The organism is Streptomyces sp. NPDC017991 (assembly GCF_044328075.1).
In the GTDB taxonomy this organism is placed as follows: Bacteria; Actinomycetota; Actinomycetes; order Streptomycetales; family Streptomycetaceae; genus Streptomyces.
Window position 1 is genome coordinate 129,270 of sequence record NZ_JBIRGP010000006.1, and the last position, 13,593, is coordinate 142,862.

A 13,593-nucleotide genomic window follows, 5' to 3' on the forward strand; every position below is an offset into this window, starting at 1 on the left:
TGTCACGGAGGACGATCGTCTTGCGCCGCCCGCTCCTGACCGCCGCTGTACTGGCCTTGGCCGTCGCCCTCGCCACCACCGCATGCGGCGGCGACGACTGGTCGCAGCCGCATCCGCGGCCCTCCGCCGTCGGGGCGCTGGGCGCGGGATTCGTCGACCCGGCCGCCTCGCCCGCGCCGGAGGCGACCGTCACCCCGCGGCCCGGTTCATGGTCGGCGGTCCGGCCCTCCGGGGGTTACCGGGTGGTCCTGCTGACAGCGGGCGACGACCGGCCCACCAAGAGGCTCGTGACCGCGGTACGGGAATGGGCCGACCACGAGCAGGTGGACCTGCGCACGGAGGCCGTGACCGAGGCCGCCGACCTGGTCCCCGCCGTCGACAGGGCGATCGACATGGGTCCCGACCTCGTCGTGAGTGCGGGCAACGGGCTGATCGACGCGCTGGCGACGGTCACCCCGAACCATCTCTCCCAGCAGTTCCTGGTGGTGGGCGCGGAACTGGCCGAGCCCACCCACAACGTGACCGCGGTCGACTGGTCCGGAGCGTCGTTCCGCGGCGAGGGGCTCGGCATGTCCTCGACCTACGACCCCGAGTCGTTCACCGCGGCCCGCTGCGCGGCGGCGGTCCGCGCGGGCACGGCCGCGGTCCTCTCGGGCTGGACGGGGATCGTGGTGTGGGTGGACGACTTCTAGGACGCGCCCCCTGTTCCCGCCAGGGCCCGCCCCCTGTTCCCGCTAGGCCCCGCCCCCTGCCTCCGGCGCCGTGAACACGAACGAGAACTCGGTCGGCCGCACGCTCAGTTGATACCGCGGCAGCGTGCCCGGCCCGCAGGACTGGGAGCCGATGCCCTGTTGGCCGTGGTCGAGGTTGACCCACACCGTGTCGCCGGGTGTCAGGTCGGTCAGATGGTCCGCCGCGTCCAGCTGCTCGCTCGTCCAGCGCCGGGCCGTGAACCAGAACGTATCCCCGCCCTCGACGCGCAGAGCCGGGGAGTCCGGCCCCCGGCCGATCTCCGCCCAGCGGACGTCGGCGCGCGCGCCGTTCTCCTGCGGCCTGACGTACGGCGTCTGCAGGTCGTCCACCGTGGACTCCCACCGGCCCAGCATCGCGGCCGTACCGGTGTCCGGGTACGCCTCGCCGGGGCCGCCGCCGTGCCACCGCACCCGGTCACCGGCGAACAGCCCGAGGCGGACGCCGAGCCGCGGCAGCGGCACCTGCCAGTCGCCCTCCGGTGTCACCGACACGGCCAGCTTCAGCCTCGTTCCGTCGGAGGTCCACCGGTAGACCGTGCGCAGGGCCAGGTCCGTGGCGGCCGGCGCCACCCGGGTCCGTACCGTCAGGGCGTCCTCGGACAACTCCACCGCGTCCAGGCGGTGTCGCATCCGGTGCAGGCCGAGCTTGCGCCACAGCACGCCGTAGCGGATGTCCGGCTGCCAGGCCGCGCCGAAGTCGTTGTCGGTCGGGGCCCGCCACACGTCCAGCTTCAGGCCGGTGACGTCGGTCCCCCCGAGGGTCGCCAACTCACCCGTGCGGGCGGTGAAGACGGCCGGTCCGAGCGTGATGGCTCCCCGACCGTCGGGGACGGGGCGACGGCGGGCCGTGACACCGGTCAACTGCCTTGGCGCACACTGCAGTTGGACCCACGCCACCACGTGCCCCTTCGGTCCCCAGGGCGTGTCCCCGGCGAGCACCGCCCGGACCGTCCACCTGGTCTCCGTCTCGCGCACGTCCACCGGGGGCTCGGGCAGCTTCACGTCGGCGGAGTCGCCCGGCGCGAGCGCGGGGACGGCCAGGGTGCCTGTCCCCACCGTCTCGCCGTCGACCTCGTACGACCACTCGAAGGCCAGCGCCGACAGGTCCGCGAAGTCGTACCGGTTGGCGATCCGGACCACGCCGTCGACGCCGTCCCCCTCCATGCGGACCGGCTCGACGACCTTCTTGTACTCCAGGAGTCCGGGGGAGGGCGTGCGGTCCGGGAAGACCAGCCCGTCGCAGACGAAGTTCCCGTCGTGCAGTTCCTCGCCGAAGTCACCGCCGTACGCGAAGCCGTACCGCTCGTCCTTGACGCCGTGATCGATCCACTCCCAGACGAAGCCGCCCTGGATGCGGTCGTGCGTCTCGAAGAGCCGCTGGTAGTCGGCCAGTCCGCCCGGTCCGTTGCCCATGGCGTGCGCGTACTCGCACTGGATGAAGGGGAGTTGGCGGCGCTTGGCAGGACCACCGTCCAGGCCTCTGCCGATCCGGTCGACCTCCGCGTGGTCCGCGTACATCCGTGAATACACGTCCGTGTCACGGCAGTTCCAGTCGCCCTCGTAATGGATGAGCCGTGATCCGTCCCGGCCGCGGATCCACTCGGCCATGGCGGTGAGGCCGCGGCCGGTGCCGGCCTCGTTGCCCAGCGACCAGATGACGATCGAGGGGTGGTTCTTGTCGCGCTCGACCATGCGGGCCGCCCGGTCCAGGAGCGCCGGGGTCCAGCGGTCGTCGTCCACCGGGTTGTCGCGCCAGGCCTGCTCCGTGAAACCGTGGGTCTCCAGGTCGCACTCGTCGATGACCCACAGCCCGTACTCGTCGCACAGGTCGAGGAAGGCCGGGTGGGGCGGGTAGTGCGAGGTCCGTACGGCGTTGAGGTTGTGCCGCTTCATCAGCAGCACGTCCTCGCGCATGGTCTCCAGGTCCAGGGCGCGGCCGTGCTCGGGGTGCCACTCGTGCCGGTTGACGCCCCGGAAGAGGAGGGCCCGGCCGTTGACCTTGATCAGGCCGTCCTCCAGCGCGACCGTACGGAAACCGATCCGCAGCGGGACCCGCTCCCCGGGCGTGACCAGCGTGGCGTCGTAGAGGTGCGGTGTCTCCGCCGTCCACGGGCGTACCGGCACGGTGATGGCCTGTCCGGTCTCGACATCGATGTCCAGGTCCGGCACGACGATCCGGCCGTCGACGTCGGAGTCCACGCGCAGGGTTCCGGTGCCCTCGCGATGGTCGTAGGAGGAGTGCACGAAGAAGTCGAGCGCGCTGTTTGCCGGCCGGTGGAGCAGGGTGACGTCCCGGAAGATGCCGGGCAGCCACCACTGGTCCTGGTCCTCCAGGTACGAGCCCGCCGACCACTGGTGGACCCGGACGGCGAGCACGTTCCCGGCGGGCTTCAGCAGGTGCCCGACCGCGAACTCGTGCGGCAGCCGGGACCCCTTGAACTCCCCGATGTCCGTGCCGTTCAGCCACACCCGGGCGCACGACTCGACCCCGTCGAAGCGCAGGACCGCGCCCCCGGCGGCCCCCTTCGCGTCCGGGACATCGGGCCAGTCGTCCGGCAGGTCGAAGTACCGCAGATGGTCACCGGTCGGGTTCTCGGTCGGCACCCGCGGCGGATCCACCGGGAAGGGGTAGAGGTGGTTGGTGTAGATCGGCGCACCGAACGGCCTGCCGTCCTCGCCCTCGCCCTGGAGGACCCAGTGCCCGGGTACGGCCACCTCCGCCCAGTCCCCGGAGTGGTACCCCGGCCCGGCGAAGGAGTCGTCCTCGGCGTCGGCTGTCGCGGACAGGCGGAAACGCCAACTGCCGTTCAGTGAAAGGGAGGCGGCGTCGGAGGACGCGTACCACGCCCGGGGCGGCAGCGCGCCCCTCCCGGGCGAGACGTCCTCGACGTACAGGAACTCGGGGGACGTGGACGAGGTGGTGCGGACAGACATCGTTCTCCTAGGTCAGCCCTTGATGCCGGTCTGCGCGACCCCCTGCACCAGCCAGCGCTGGAGGAACAGGAACACGAGCACCAGGGGCAGGATGGACACTGCGGTGGCCATGAAGATCAGATGGAAGTTGACGGTCTGATTCGTCATGTACGAGGAGAGCGCGACCTGCACGGTCCACGCCTCCTGGTCCTGGCCGATGACCAGTGGCCACAGGAAGGCGTTCCAGCCGCTGATGAAGGTGATGGTCGCGATCGCGGCGAAGAAGTTCAGCGAGTTGGGCACGACGATGCGCCAGTACGCACCCCAGTACCCGAGCCCGTCCACGCGCGCCGCCTCCTCCAGTTCTTTGGGGAACCCCAGGAAGTACTGCCGGAACAGGAAGCAGGTGAAACCACTGAAGAGCCCCGGAACGATGAGACCTTGCATACTCGACACCCAGCCGAGCGACGAAACGAGCACGAAGCTCGGTACGAAGGTGACGGCGGCCGGCACCATCAGGGTCACCAGGACCGCGTAGAAGATCTTGTTCGCGTGCCGGTACGGGATCCGGGCGAGGCCGTAGCCCGCGAGCGAGCAGACCAGCAGGGTGCCCACGGTGTGCAGGACGCCGACGACCGTCGAGTTCCACAGGGACCGGCCGAACGGGACCGTCGGGTCGTCGAACAGCTCGGTGACATTGCCCCACCGGACGGTGGTGGGGAACCACTGCCAGTTCTCGCCGGTGATCTCGGCGTCCGTGGACAGGGCGTTGCGGACGATGAGGTAGAAGGGGACGAGGAAGAGCAGGGCGCAGACGGCGGTGGCGAAGTAGAGGCCGGCGGAGCCGAGCACACCACGCCGGTCGCGCCTGCGCCCGGGCCGCTCGGAGCGTTTGGACGGCTCGGGCCGGTCGGGTGGCTCGGCATCGGCCCTACGGGCCGGAACGACGGTCGTCATCTGGAGTCCTCCCCCTTTCCGAAGCCCAGGAACCTGCCCTGGAGCAGGGTCACCACGCAGATCAGCAGGGTCAGGATGACCGCGCCCGCGCTGCCCGCGCCGTAGTCCTGGTCGTCGCCCAGCGCCGTGTAGTACAACTCGACGAGCGGCGGGCGGCCCCAGGTCGTCTTGGAGAGCAGATTGAAGAATTCGTCGAACGCCTGGTACGCGGCCACGAGCAGCAGCAGGATCACGGCCGTCGAGGTGGCCCGCAGCTGGGGCAGGGTGATGTGGCGGAAGGTCTGCCAGCCGGGCCTGGCGCCGTCGATCGCGGCGGCCTCGTACAGCTCGGGCGGGATGTTCTGCAGGGCCGCCAGGAACAGGATCATGTAGAAGCCGGCCTGGAGCCACAGGCGGACACTCACGATGACCAGCCAGTACCAGGGTGGGTCGGGGTCGGCCAGCCAGGCGATGTTCTCGACCCCGAACCAGCCGAGGACCGTGTTCATCATGCCGAAGCGGACCCCGCTGAAGAGGGACATCTTCCAGATCAGCGAGGCGGCGACGAAACTGCAGGCCGTCGGCAGGAAGAAGACCGACCGGAAGAACGCCTTCATGAAGCGCAGCCGGTGCACCATCAGCGCCAGGCCCAGCGACAGGGCCCAGGTGACCGGCACGATGATCGCGGCGAAGACGGTGAAGGTGACGAGCGAACCGGTGAAGTCGCCGTTCGTCAGCATCAGTTCGTAGTTGTCGAAGCCGACGAACTTGTCGGGGGTGACCGTGTAGCGCGCCTCGAAGAAGCTGAGCCAGGCGCTCCATCCGATGGGGATGTAGACGAAGATCACCAGGCCGATGAGGAACGGCCCCGTGAAGATCCAGAAGCTGAGCGTGCTGCCCCGCACGCCCTTTCGCGTGGTCGGCGTGGTCGACATGACGCTGTCTGTCCGCCGGCCTATCCGAACAGCTTCTTGAGTTCGCGGTCGACCTTCACGTCCGCCGCGTCGAGGGCCTTCTCCGGGTCCATGCCCTTGCGGACCGAGTTGGCGATCACTTCCTCCAGGGCCGTGATCATCGCCTGGGTCCAGGAGATGTTGTCGAAGCGCCCGTAGTCGGTGAAGAGCTTGACGCCCTCGGCGGGCAGACCCGACTTGAGCTTGGTGGCGGACTCGGCGAGCGAGGTACGCGGCGGTATGTGGAAGCCGTAGCTGAGCGCCCAGTCCTCCTGGTACTTCTTCTGGTCGATCCAGAGCCACTTCACGTACTCCTTGGCCAGGTCCACGTTCTTGCCCTTGGCGTTGACGAACATCGACCAACCGCCGTTGTAGACAGCGGGTTTGGCGCCGGACGCCGCCGAGGGGAAGGGGAAGATGCCGAGGTCGTCGCCGAGGGCCTTCTGCATCACGGGCATGGCCCACATGCCGCACCACTGCATCGCGGTGAGTCCCTGGACCAGGGCCGAGGGGTCCCAGTAGTCGGCGGGGGCGTCCAGGAGCAGATGGCCGCTGGTGAACATCTTGCGGTACACCTTCAGCGCCGTGGCCACGTCGTCGGTGTGGTAGGCGATCTCGTTTCTGTCGTTCAGCTGGTCGGCGCCGGCCGCCCAGACCAGGGCGTAGTTCGTCGACACCATGTTGTTGCCGATGAACAGGCCCTTGACCTTGTCGGTGGTGAGCTCGGCGGCGGCCTCGGCCAGCTCTTCGAGGGTCTGCGGCACCCCGAGGCCCGCCTTGTCCAGCAGCGACTTGCGGTAGAAGAAGAACTGCGGGTCGTCGATCATCCGGACGCCGTAGACCTTGCCGTCGACGGTGTGGGACTTGATGTCCGCCGGATTGAAGTCGTCCTTGACCGGTCCGAGGATGTCGTCCAGCGGCGCCACCTGACCGCTCTTGATCAGCTGGAGCTGGGGATGGAACTCGAAGACGTCCGGGGCGTTGTCGGTGAGCAGCGACGAGAACAGCTTGCTCTCGAAGTTGGTGCCGGTGATCCACTGGGTGGTCACCCGGGCCTCGTCGTAGGCCTTGGCGTAGCGCTTGATGGCCTCCTGCGTACCGGCCTCGCCGTACGCGTGGAAGTACTGCACGAGGCTCTTGCCCGAACTGCCGCCGCCCTCACGGCCGGTGTTGCCGCCACAGGCGGCCAGCGGGCCCAGGGCGGCGAGGCCCGCGGTGGCCCGCAGTACGGAACGACGATCCCAGTTGCTGCTGCTCGGTGCCGACATGGTGACGTCCTTGTCTCGTGTACGGCTGCGGCTCGAAATCGCTGTGCGGTGCGGGACGTTAACCTTCGGCTAATGCTTCGGCAAGGGGTTGGACGAAGCCTGTTCGAAGCGTTGCGAGGCGTCCGGAATGCCGGACGCAAAGGTGTGCGGGCCATGCATCAATGACCCTGGCCCGGTGGTCCCCGGTGTCCGGACCGGACCGATTTCGCACCGCCGTTGCAGATGCACATCGTCGCTGCGAAGGCGCTGGACGTGTGGGGACACCGTCACGAAGGCGCTGATGGGTGGGCGGCCGGCGCGGCGGCAGGTGTCATGGGAGGGCCGTCGCGAGGGCGGCCGTCACACGGGCGGTGCGGTACGGCTCCTCGCGGGGGCGGTGCGACGCGCGGCGGCGACCTTGCCGTCCCCGGCCTTCGGAGCCTTCGGGGTCTTCGAGGCCGTGGGCTTCGTGGGCTTCGCGGGTTTGGCGCCCGCCGAGTTGAGGGTTCCTTCGAGTGCGAACGTCGCCGCGCCCAGGCAGACCGGGTCCGTGGGAATGGGGGAGAGGACGATCTCGGTGCCGGCCAGCGGCCGTTTCAGCGCCCGCCGGGCCACGGCCTCGCGCACGTCCCGCAGCAGCGGCTCGCCGAGCGTGGCCGCGACCCAGCTGCTGAGCACGACCACCTCGGGGTTGAGGAGGTTCACCAGGTCGGCGATGGCGGCGCCGAGATAGCGCGCGGTGTCCCGGACCACCTCGACGGCCACCGGGTCCCGCTCCGCGACCGCACGGGCGAGCGCGTCGATCGTGGCCGTCTGGTCCTCGGGGTGCAGCAGCGCGCTGTCGGGACTCGACTCCCGCAGGTTCAGCATGATGCCGGGCGCCCCGACGTACGTCTCCACACATCCGTGGTTGCCGCAGTGGCACAGCCGCCCGTCCAGTACGAGGGTGGTGTGACCCCACTCGCCCGCGCTGTTGCTGACACCGCGGTGCAGCCCGCCGCCCAGGACGAGCCCGGCGCCGACGCCCGTACCGAGGTTCACGATCACGGCGTCCCCGCGCCCGCGCGCGGCCCCGAACCACAGCTCGGCGATCGCGCAGGCGCGCAGCGGATTGTCCAGATAGAGGGGGTACGCGATGTGCTCGGCGAGCAGGTCGAGCAGTGGCACGTCGTGCCAGTCCCAGTTCGGCGCGTACTCCGAGACACCGGCCTCGCGGTCCACCTGCCCCGGCACGCTGACGCCGACCCCGAGGACGCGCGCGCCCTCGATACCGGCCTGCGCGACCACCGAGCCCACGGCCGAGGCGACATGTCCGACGACCTGCTCCGGGCGGATCTCACCGGGGCGCATGTCCTCGTCGGCGCGGGCCAGCACGTCCAGCGCGAGGTCGAACAGCTCGACCCGCACGTACGTCTCCGCGATGTCGACGCCGATCAGCGCACCCCCGGACGCGTTGACGGCGACGAGGCCCCGCGGGCGGCCACCCGCGGAGTCCTCGAAGCCGACCTCGGTGAGCATCCCGAGATCGAGCAGCTCACCGACGAGCGTGGCGACCGTGGCGATACTCAGTCCGGTCGCGGCGGCCAGCTCCTGCCGGGACGTGGGTGCGTGGGCGATGATCTGGCGCAGCACCCCGTAACGGTTCGCGGTGCGGATGTCGCGTGATGTGCGCTTCACCTGAACGTGCCCCCTCGATCCCTCCACCCGCGGTCGGCGAACGGCCGGCCCGTGCCGGAACCCGACGGCCCCGGCGCCGCGCAAGGCTATGACCGCCGCGGCCTTTCGACAACCCCTTAGGAAAGGGGCTTTACAAAGTCCCTCGCGAGCCGCACGACCTCGCGAGGGGGAGGCGCCATCGGTTTCGTGGAAGGTCCTACGTGTTCAGGTCGCGCGCGATCCAGCCCGGTGAATCCAGGCGGATCGCGTGGTCCCCGACCAGCACGCGAAGCGTCTCCTCGACCGCCGTGAGCGAGGCGGCCCCCGCCACGCCGCTCACCCGCTCCTCCCACTGCTCGCGCATCTCGTCGAAGATCGCCTCGCCCTCCCGCAGCAGGGAGAGCCCGTGCTCGGTGACGCGAAGTCGCATCAGCCGACGGTCGGTCGCGTCGGGTTCGCGCACGACGTACGCGCGCTCCTCCAGGACCGCGATCGTCTTGGCCGCCGCCTGCTTCGTGACAGACATCCTGCGGGCGAGTTCGGAGGCGTTGTCCGCGCCGGACAGGATCGAGTGGAGGGCGAAGTCGTGCACCGGCCGGACGTCCTCGTACCCGCGTCGGGCGAGTTCGGCGGTGGCCCGATCCGCCAGGGTGCGGAAACCGGCGAGCAGGAGCAGCGCGAGGTCGGCGCCTGATCTGGACATGTCGCCAGCATACGGCCACCGTTGACATCGACAACTTGGTTGTCTACCGTATTGGACAACAAGGTTGTCCATCTAGGAGTCCCTCGTGACCACGACCATGCCCATGGGCGCGACCCTGCCCGGCGTCACCCACCACCTCGCGGACGTCAACGGCACGCGACTGCACTACGTCTCCGCAGGCACCACCGGCTCTCCGATCCTCCTGGTGCACGGCTGGCCGGAGACCTGGTGGGCGTTCCGCAAACTGATACCGCCGCTCGCGCGCTCCCACCGCGTCATCGCCCTCGACCTCCGCGGATTCGGGGACTCCGGCAACGCCGAGGACGCCGCGTACGGCGAGGCGGTCGCAGCCGAGGACCTGCGCCATCTCGTCGAGCACATCGGCGCGGGCCCCGTCCACCTCGTGTGCCAGGACATCAGCGGCGGCACCGGCTTCCGCTTCGCGGCGACGCACCCCGAGGACGTCCTCAGCTTCACCGGAATCGAGACGACCCTGGCGGGGTACGGACTCGAAGCCCTCGCCGACGTGAACACCTCCGGTTCCTGGCACGTCGGGTTCCTCGGCGCTCCGGGTGTCCCCGCGATGCTCCTGCCGGGCCACGAGCGCGCGCTCCTGGCCGACTGGGCCTACCCGCTGATGAACGGGACGGAGGGCGCCGTCACCGAGGACGACGTCGACGAGTTCGTACGCACCTATGCGCGCCCGAACGCCTGGCTGGGCACGGCGGGCCTGTACCGGTCCCTCTTCTCGGACGCAGGCGCGACCAGAGCCCTGGCCGAGTCGCGTCCACTCGCTGTCCCGGTGCTCACCGTCGAAGGCGCCGGCCATCCCCTCACCGGGAACACCTTCCGTCAGGTGGCCGCCGGTGAGATCACCGCGGTACACCTTGAGGGAGTCGGCCACCTCGTCGCACAGGAGGCTCCGGAAGCGCTCGCGGCGACGATGCTGGAGTTCACCGCACGCGTGGACGGGCGGCGCGAATAGATCTGTCTCGGAGGCCGCACCGCCCGTGCGGTGGCCTGCGCGGTGGGCGGCCTCCCGTGGCCGACGACGCCGCTCACGGCCCGAGGAGCGAACCCACGAACGCGTTCCGGAACGTTCCCGTCGGGTCGAGGTCCGCGACCAGGGCGGTGAAGTCGGCCATCCGCGGATAGCGCTCACGCAGGTCCGAGGCCTCCGCCGTGAACACCTTCCCCCAGTGCGGCCGCGCGTCGAAGGGCGCGAGGGCCTCCTCCAGCCGCCGCACCACGGGCAGCACCGCCGCGGTGTCCTCGACCCAGGTGAAGTGGAACGCCACGGTGTCCCGCCCGTACGCCGGACTCAGCCACTGACTGTCGGCGGCGACCGTGCGCACCTCGCAGATCTGCAGCACCGGCGCGACCGTCGCGCGGATCGCGTCGACGGCGTGCAGGGCGTCGACGGCGTACGCACGCGGGAGCAGGTACTCCGACTGCAGCTCGGCCCCGCTGCTCGGGGTGAACTCGGGCCGGAAGTGCGGCAGCCGCTCGTGCCAGGGCCCGGGCACGCCGAACTGCTGCGTGCAGTTCACGGCGGGCATCCCCGGCACCGGATGCATCGCCTCGGCGGCGGGCTCGGCCCACGGGAAGCCGTCCCACGGCACATCGGTCCGCCGCTTGACCCACGCCTGCACGAACCCCGACCGCTGCCAGTCGGTGAACAGACTCACGCTGTACGCCGACGCCGACACCGTCTCGAAGTCCAGCCCGGCGAGTGGCAGTGGACCGAAGACGTGCTGGGCGACCTCGAAGTCCGGTTCCAGGTCGAGGGTGAGCGCGGTGACGACACCGAGGGCGCCCAGCGAGGTCACGGCGCCGTCGAAACGGGCGTCGTCGCGGCCGACGGCCAGGGTCGATCCGTCGGCGAGGACCAGCTCGACCTCCCGTACGGGGGAGGCCAGCGAGCCGTTCGCGTTGCCCGAACCGTGGGTGCCGGTGGCCACCGAGCCCGCCACGGAGATGTGGGGCAGGGAGGCCATGTTGGGCAGGGCGAGGCCGTGTGCGTGGACGGTCCGCGCGAGTTCCGCGTACCGGACGCCGCCGGCCACCCGGACCGTACGGGTCGCCGTGTCCACGTCGATCGACGGTGGGAGTGCGGTGAGGGAGAGGAGGATGCCCTCGTCGCCCGGGTCGGCGATCAGGTTGAAGGAGTGTCCGCTGCCGAGCACTCGTGCGTGGGCGCTGCGGGCGATCAGGGATCGGAGCGCGTCCACCGAGTGGGGGCGCCGCAGCTCCTTGGCGGAGTACGTGATGTTTCCCGCCCAGTTCCTCAGGGCCTCGGCCATCCCTCGTCCTCCCCGGAAGTCTCCATGGCCGGCCGGCAGGACGGCCACTGCCTGGAACCTACCTCGCCCTGGTCTGTGTGTTGCCTGCGGGCCGGTGGAGCCGTTCGCGCAGTTCCCCGCGCCCCTGGAGAGCGGGGCTGCGCCCCGGCCCCCGCCGTTCGTCGGCTGCGGGCCGGTGGGGGTCACCCGCGCAGTTCCCCGCGCCCCTCAATCAGGGGCGGGCGGGTGCTCGGCACGCGGGGCGACGGACTCGGCGAGGGCGACGACTACCGGGTGTCCGCGCGTGACATCGAGGACCAGCTCCACCACGTGAGCCGGCCGCCGGCCGGCAGCTTCACCCTCACGGCCCGCATCACCGCGGCGCACGGGCCGCTCACCGGACTGATGCTCCGCGACGCCGGCACGCACCTCGTACACGGCCAGGTGTCACCGGACGGCACGGCCTGGGTGACCGCCGCCACCCTCTTCACCTCCTTCCCCTACGCGCTCCACGCGGGCTTCGCGGCGACGGGCGACGCGGAGTTCTCGCAGGTGGCGGTGGGTGTGGCAGCCGGAACGGGGTGAGGCTGCCCGGGTCCCTCCCAGGGCGCCCCACCGGCCCGGGAGGGCCCCGGCACCGGTCGCTCCGGAGGCGGGGCATACCGTGAGGAGTCGAACACAGCCGCCGGGAGCACGCCGCCGGGAGCGAGGAGGACGGGATGGGCAGCCGAACCGCGCTGGTCGAGGATCTGATGGAAAGGTTCCCGCACGTACCGCGAGAGGCGGTCTTCAAGGAAGACCTGCTCCGCGGAGGTGTGGCCTTCGACGACTCCGCACTCAGCGACAACGAGGGCGGCGACGTCAAACCGAAGTCGTACTTCATCTTCTCCTTCGACCACGGCACCCTGCCCGAGTTGGGCGAGGCCGCCCTGCGCCGGCCGCCCGAGGAGATCATCCTCACCGGCGGCCCGTACGACCTGCGGCGGACCGTCGTGTCCGTCCGGGTGAACCCGTCCTCGCCCTACCGGGTCGCCGCGAGCCCCGACGGCATGCTCGGGCTGTACCTCGACGGGAAGCGGATCTCGGACGTCGGGGTGCCGCCGATGCCGGAGTACTACCGGCACAAGCTCTCCAACGGGAAGTCCGTCATGGAGGTGGCCCCGACGATCCAGTGGGGCTACCTGATCTACCTGACGGTCTTCCGCGTCTGCCAGTACTTCGGCGCCAAGGAGGAGTGCCAGTACTGCGACATCAACCACAACTGGCGCCAGCAGAAAGCGGCGGGCCGCCCGTACACCGGGGTGAAGGACGTCGACGAGGTCCTTGAGGCGCTGGAGATCATCGACCGGTACGACACGGCGAAGGTCTCCACCGCGTACACGCTGACCGGCGGCGCGATCACCTCCAAGCTGCAGGGCCGCGACGAGGCCGACTTCTACGGCATGTACGCCAAGGCCATCGAGGAGCACTTCCCGGGACGCTGGATCGGCAAGGTCGTCGCCCAGGCGCTGCCCCGCGACGACGTCCAGCGCTTCAAGGACTACGGCGTGCAGATCTACCACCCCAACTACGAGGTGTGGGACGAGTACCTGTTCAAGATGTACTGCCCGGGCAAGGAGCGGTACGTCGGCCGGGACGAGTGGCACAAGCGCATCCTCGACTCCGCGGAGGTCTTCGGCGCCCGCAATGTCATCCCCAACTTCGTCGCGGGCGTGGAGATGGCCGAGCCCTTCGGGTTCACGACGGTCGACGAGGCGATCGCGTCCACGACGGAGGGGCTGCGGTTCTTCATGTCGCAGGGCATCACGCCCCGCTTCACCACCTGGTGCCCCGAGCCGACGACCCCGCTCGGCAAGGCCAATCCGAACGGCGCGCCGCTGGAGTACCACATCCGGCTGCTGGAGGCCTACCGGGCGACGATGGACGACTTCGGGCTCGCCTCGCCGCCCGGATACGGCCCGCCCGGACCGGGCAACGCGGTGTTCTCGGTCAGCTCCTTCATGGACAGCCTCCCGGCGAACGCGCCGGTGGGGGAGGAGAAGGAAGCGGGTACGGACGGGGTGCCGGTGGCCTGAGAGGCAGGGTGGCCGACAGGGGTCGAAGGACGGCCGAGGTGCCGACGGGGACGTACGTCCGAGGCCGGCGGGCCTG

Annotated in this window: 11 protein-coding genes; 4 read left to right on the forward strand and 7 right to left on the reverse strand. The window is 70.2% G+C overall.

Going from position 1 to position 13,593, the window contains the following annotated elements:
- Positions 1 to 20: 20 nt before the first annotated feature.
- Positions 21 to 692 (forward strand): hypothetical protein, encoded by a 672-nt coding sequence (locus ACH4DZ_RS19530; protein ID WP_398288420.1) that lies wholly within the window; start codon positions 21 to 23, stop codon positions 690 to 692.
- Positions 693 to 734: 42 nt separating this feature from the next.
- Here the strand turns inward: ACH4DZ_RS19530 and ACH4DZ_RS19535 are convergent, their stop codons facing one another.
- The 6 genes from ACH4DZ_RS19535 to ACH4DZ_RS19560 form a co-directional block, all read right to left on the reverse strand.
- Positions 735 to 3,686 carry a glycoside hydrolase family 2 TIM barrel-domain containing protein gene (locus ACH4DZ_RS19535; protein WP_398288421.1) on the reverse strand — a complete coding sequence of 984 codons (2,952 nt, stop codon included), beginning with the start codon at positions 3,684 to 3,686 and terminating at the stop codon, positions 735 to 737.
- A gap of 12 nt (positions 3,687 to 3,698) precedes the next feature.
- Positions 3,699 to 4,622, reverse strand: coding sequence for a carbohydrate ABC transporter permease (locus ACH4DZ_RS19540; protein WP_398288422.1), 924 nt, complete (start codon positions 4,620 to 4,622; stop codon positions 3,699 to 3,701).
- A complete protein-coding gene (locus ACH4DZ_RS19545; RefSeq protein WP_398288423.1) occupies positions 4,619 to 5,536 on the reverse strand; it encodes a carbohydrate ABC transporter permease in 918 nt (305 codons plus the stop codon). Before ACH4DZ_RS19545 ends, ACH4DZ_RS19540 begins: the two co-directional genes overlap by 4 nt.
- A gap of 20 nt (positions 5,537 to 5,556) precedes the next feature.
- Positions 5,557 to 6,822 (reverse strand): ABC transporter substrate-binding protein, encoded by a 1,266-nt coding sequence (locus ACH4DZ_RS19550; RefSeq protein ID WP_398288424.1) that lies wholly within the window; start codon positions 6,820 to 6,822, stop codon positions 5,557 to 5,559.
- A gap of 339 nt (positions 6,823 to 7,161) precedes the next feature.
- Positions 7,162 to 8,478: an ROK family transcriptional regulator gene (locus ACH4DZ_RS19555; protein ID WP_398288425.1), complete on the reverse strand. Its 1,317-nt coding sequence runs from the start codon at positions 8,476 to 8,478 to the stop codon at positions 7,162 to 7,164.
- A 196-nt stretch (positions 8,479 to 8,674) separates the two neighbouring features.
- Complete coding sequence (locus ACH4DZ_RS19560; RefSeq protein WP_398288426.1) at positions 8,675 to 9,160, reverse strand: MarR family winged helix-turn-helix transcriptional regulator; 486 nt, start codon at positions 9,158 to 9,160, stop codon at positions 8,675 to 8,677.
- Positions 9,161 to 9,245: 85 nt separating this feature from the next.
- Here ACH4DZ_RS19560 and ACH4DZ_RS19565 point away from each other — a divergent pair, with 85 nt between their 5' ends.
- Positions 9,246 to 10,145, forward strand: coding sequence for an alpha/beta fold hydrolase (locus ACH4DZ_RS19565; RefSeq protein WP_398288427.1), 900 nt, complete (start codon positions 9,246 to 9,248; stop codon positions 10,143 to 10,145).
- 73 nt (positions 10,146 to 10,218) lie between these two features.
- Here the strand turns inward: ACH4DZ_RS19565 and ACH4DZ_RS19570 are convergent, their stop codons facing one another.
- A complete protein-coding gene (locus tag ACH4DZ_RS19570) occupies positions 10,219 to 11,463 on the reverse strand; it encodes a D-arabinono-1,4-lactone oxidase (protein ID WP_398288429.1) in 1,245 nt (414 codons plus the stop codon).
- Positions 11,464 to 11,688: 225 nt separating this feature from the next.
- Between ACH4DZ_RS19570 and ACH4DZ_RS19575 the strand changes: the two genes are divergently transcribed.
- Positions 11,689 to 12,027, forward strand: a complete 339-nt coding sequence (locus ACH4DZ_RS19575; protein ID WP_398288430.1) for an Ig-like domain-containing protein — start codon at positions 11,689 to 11,691, stop codon at positions 12,025 to 12,027.
- 134 nt (positions 12,028 to 12,161) lie between these two features.
- Entirely contained in the window at positions 12,162 to 13,517 is a 1,356-nt protein-coding gene (locus ACH4DZ_RS19580) for a radical SAM protein (RefSeq protein WP_398288431.1), read from the forward strand.
- Positions 13,518 to 13,593: the final 76 nt, after the last annotated feature.

Bases quoted from the DNA above. Each gene is read 5' to 3' on its own strand.
- ACH4DZ_RS19535 (WP_398288421.1), bottom strand. From the start codon at position 3,686: ATGTCTGTCCGCACCACCTCGTCCACGTCCCCCGAGTTCCTGTACGTC.
- ACH4DZ_RS19540 (WP_398288422.1), bottom strand. From the start codon at position 4,622: ATGACGACCGTCGTTCCGGCCCGTAGGGCCGATGCCGAGCCACCCGAC.
- ACH4DZ_RS19545 (WP_398288423.1), bottom strand. From the start codon at position 5,536: ATGTCGACCACGCCGACCACGCGAAAGGGCGTGCGGGGCAGCACGCTC.
- ACH4DZ_RS19550 (WP_398288424.1), bottom strand. From the start codon at position 6,822: ATGTCGGCACCGAGCAGCAGCAACTGGGATCGTCGTTCCGTACTGCGG.
- ACH4DZ_RS19560 (WP_398288426.1), bottom strand. From the start codon at position 9,160: ATGTCCAGATCAGGCGCCGACCTCGCGCTGCTCCTGCTCGCCGGTTTC.
- ACH4DZ_RS19570 (WP_398288429.1), bottom strand. From the start codon at position 11,463: ATGGCCGAGGCCCTGAGGAACTGGGCGGGAAACATCACGTACTCCGCC.
- ACH4DZ_RS19580 (WP_398288431.1), top strand. From the start codon at position 12,162: ATGGGCAGCCGAACCGCGCTGGTCGAGGATCTGATGGAAAGGTTCCCG.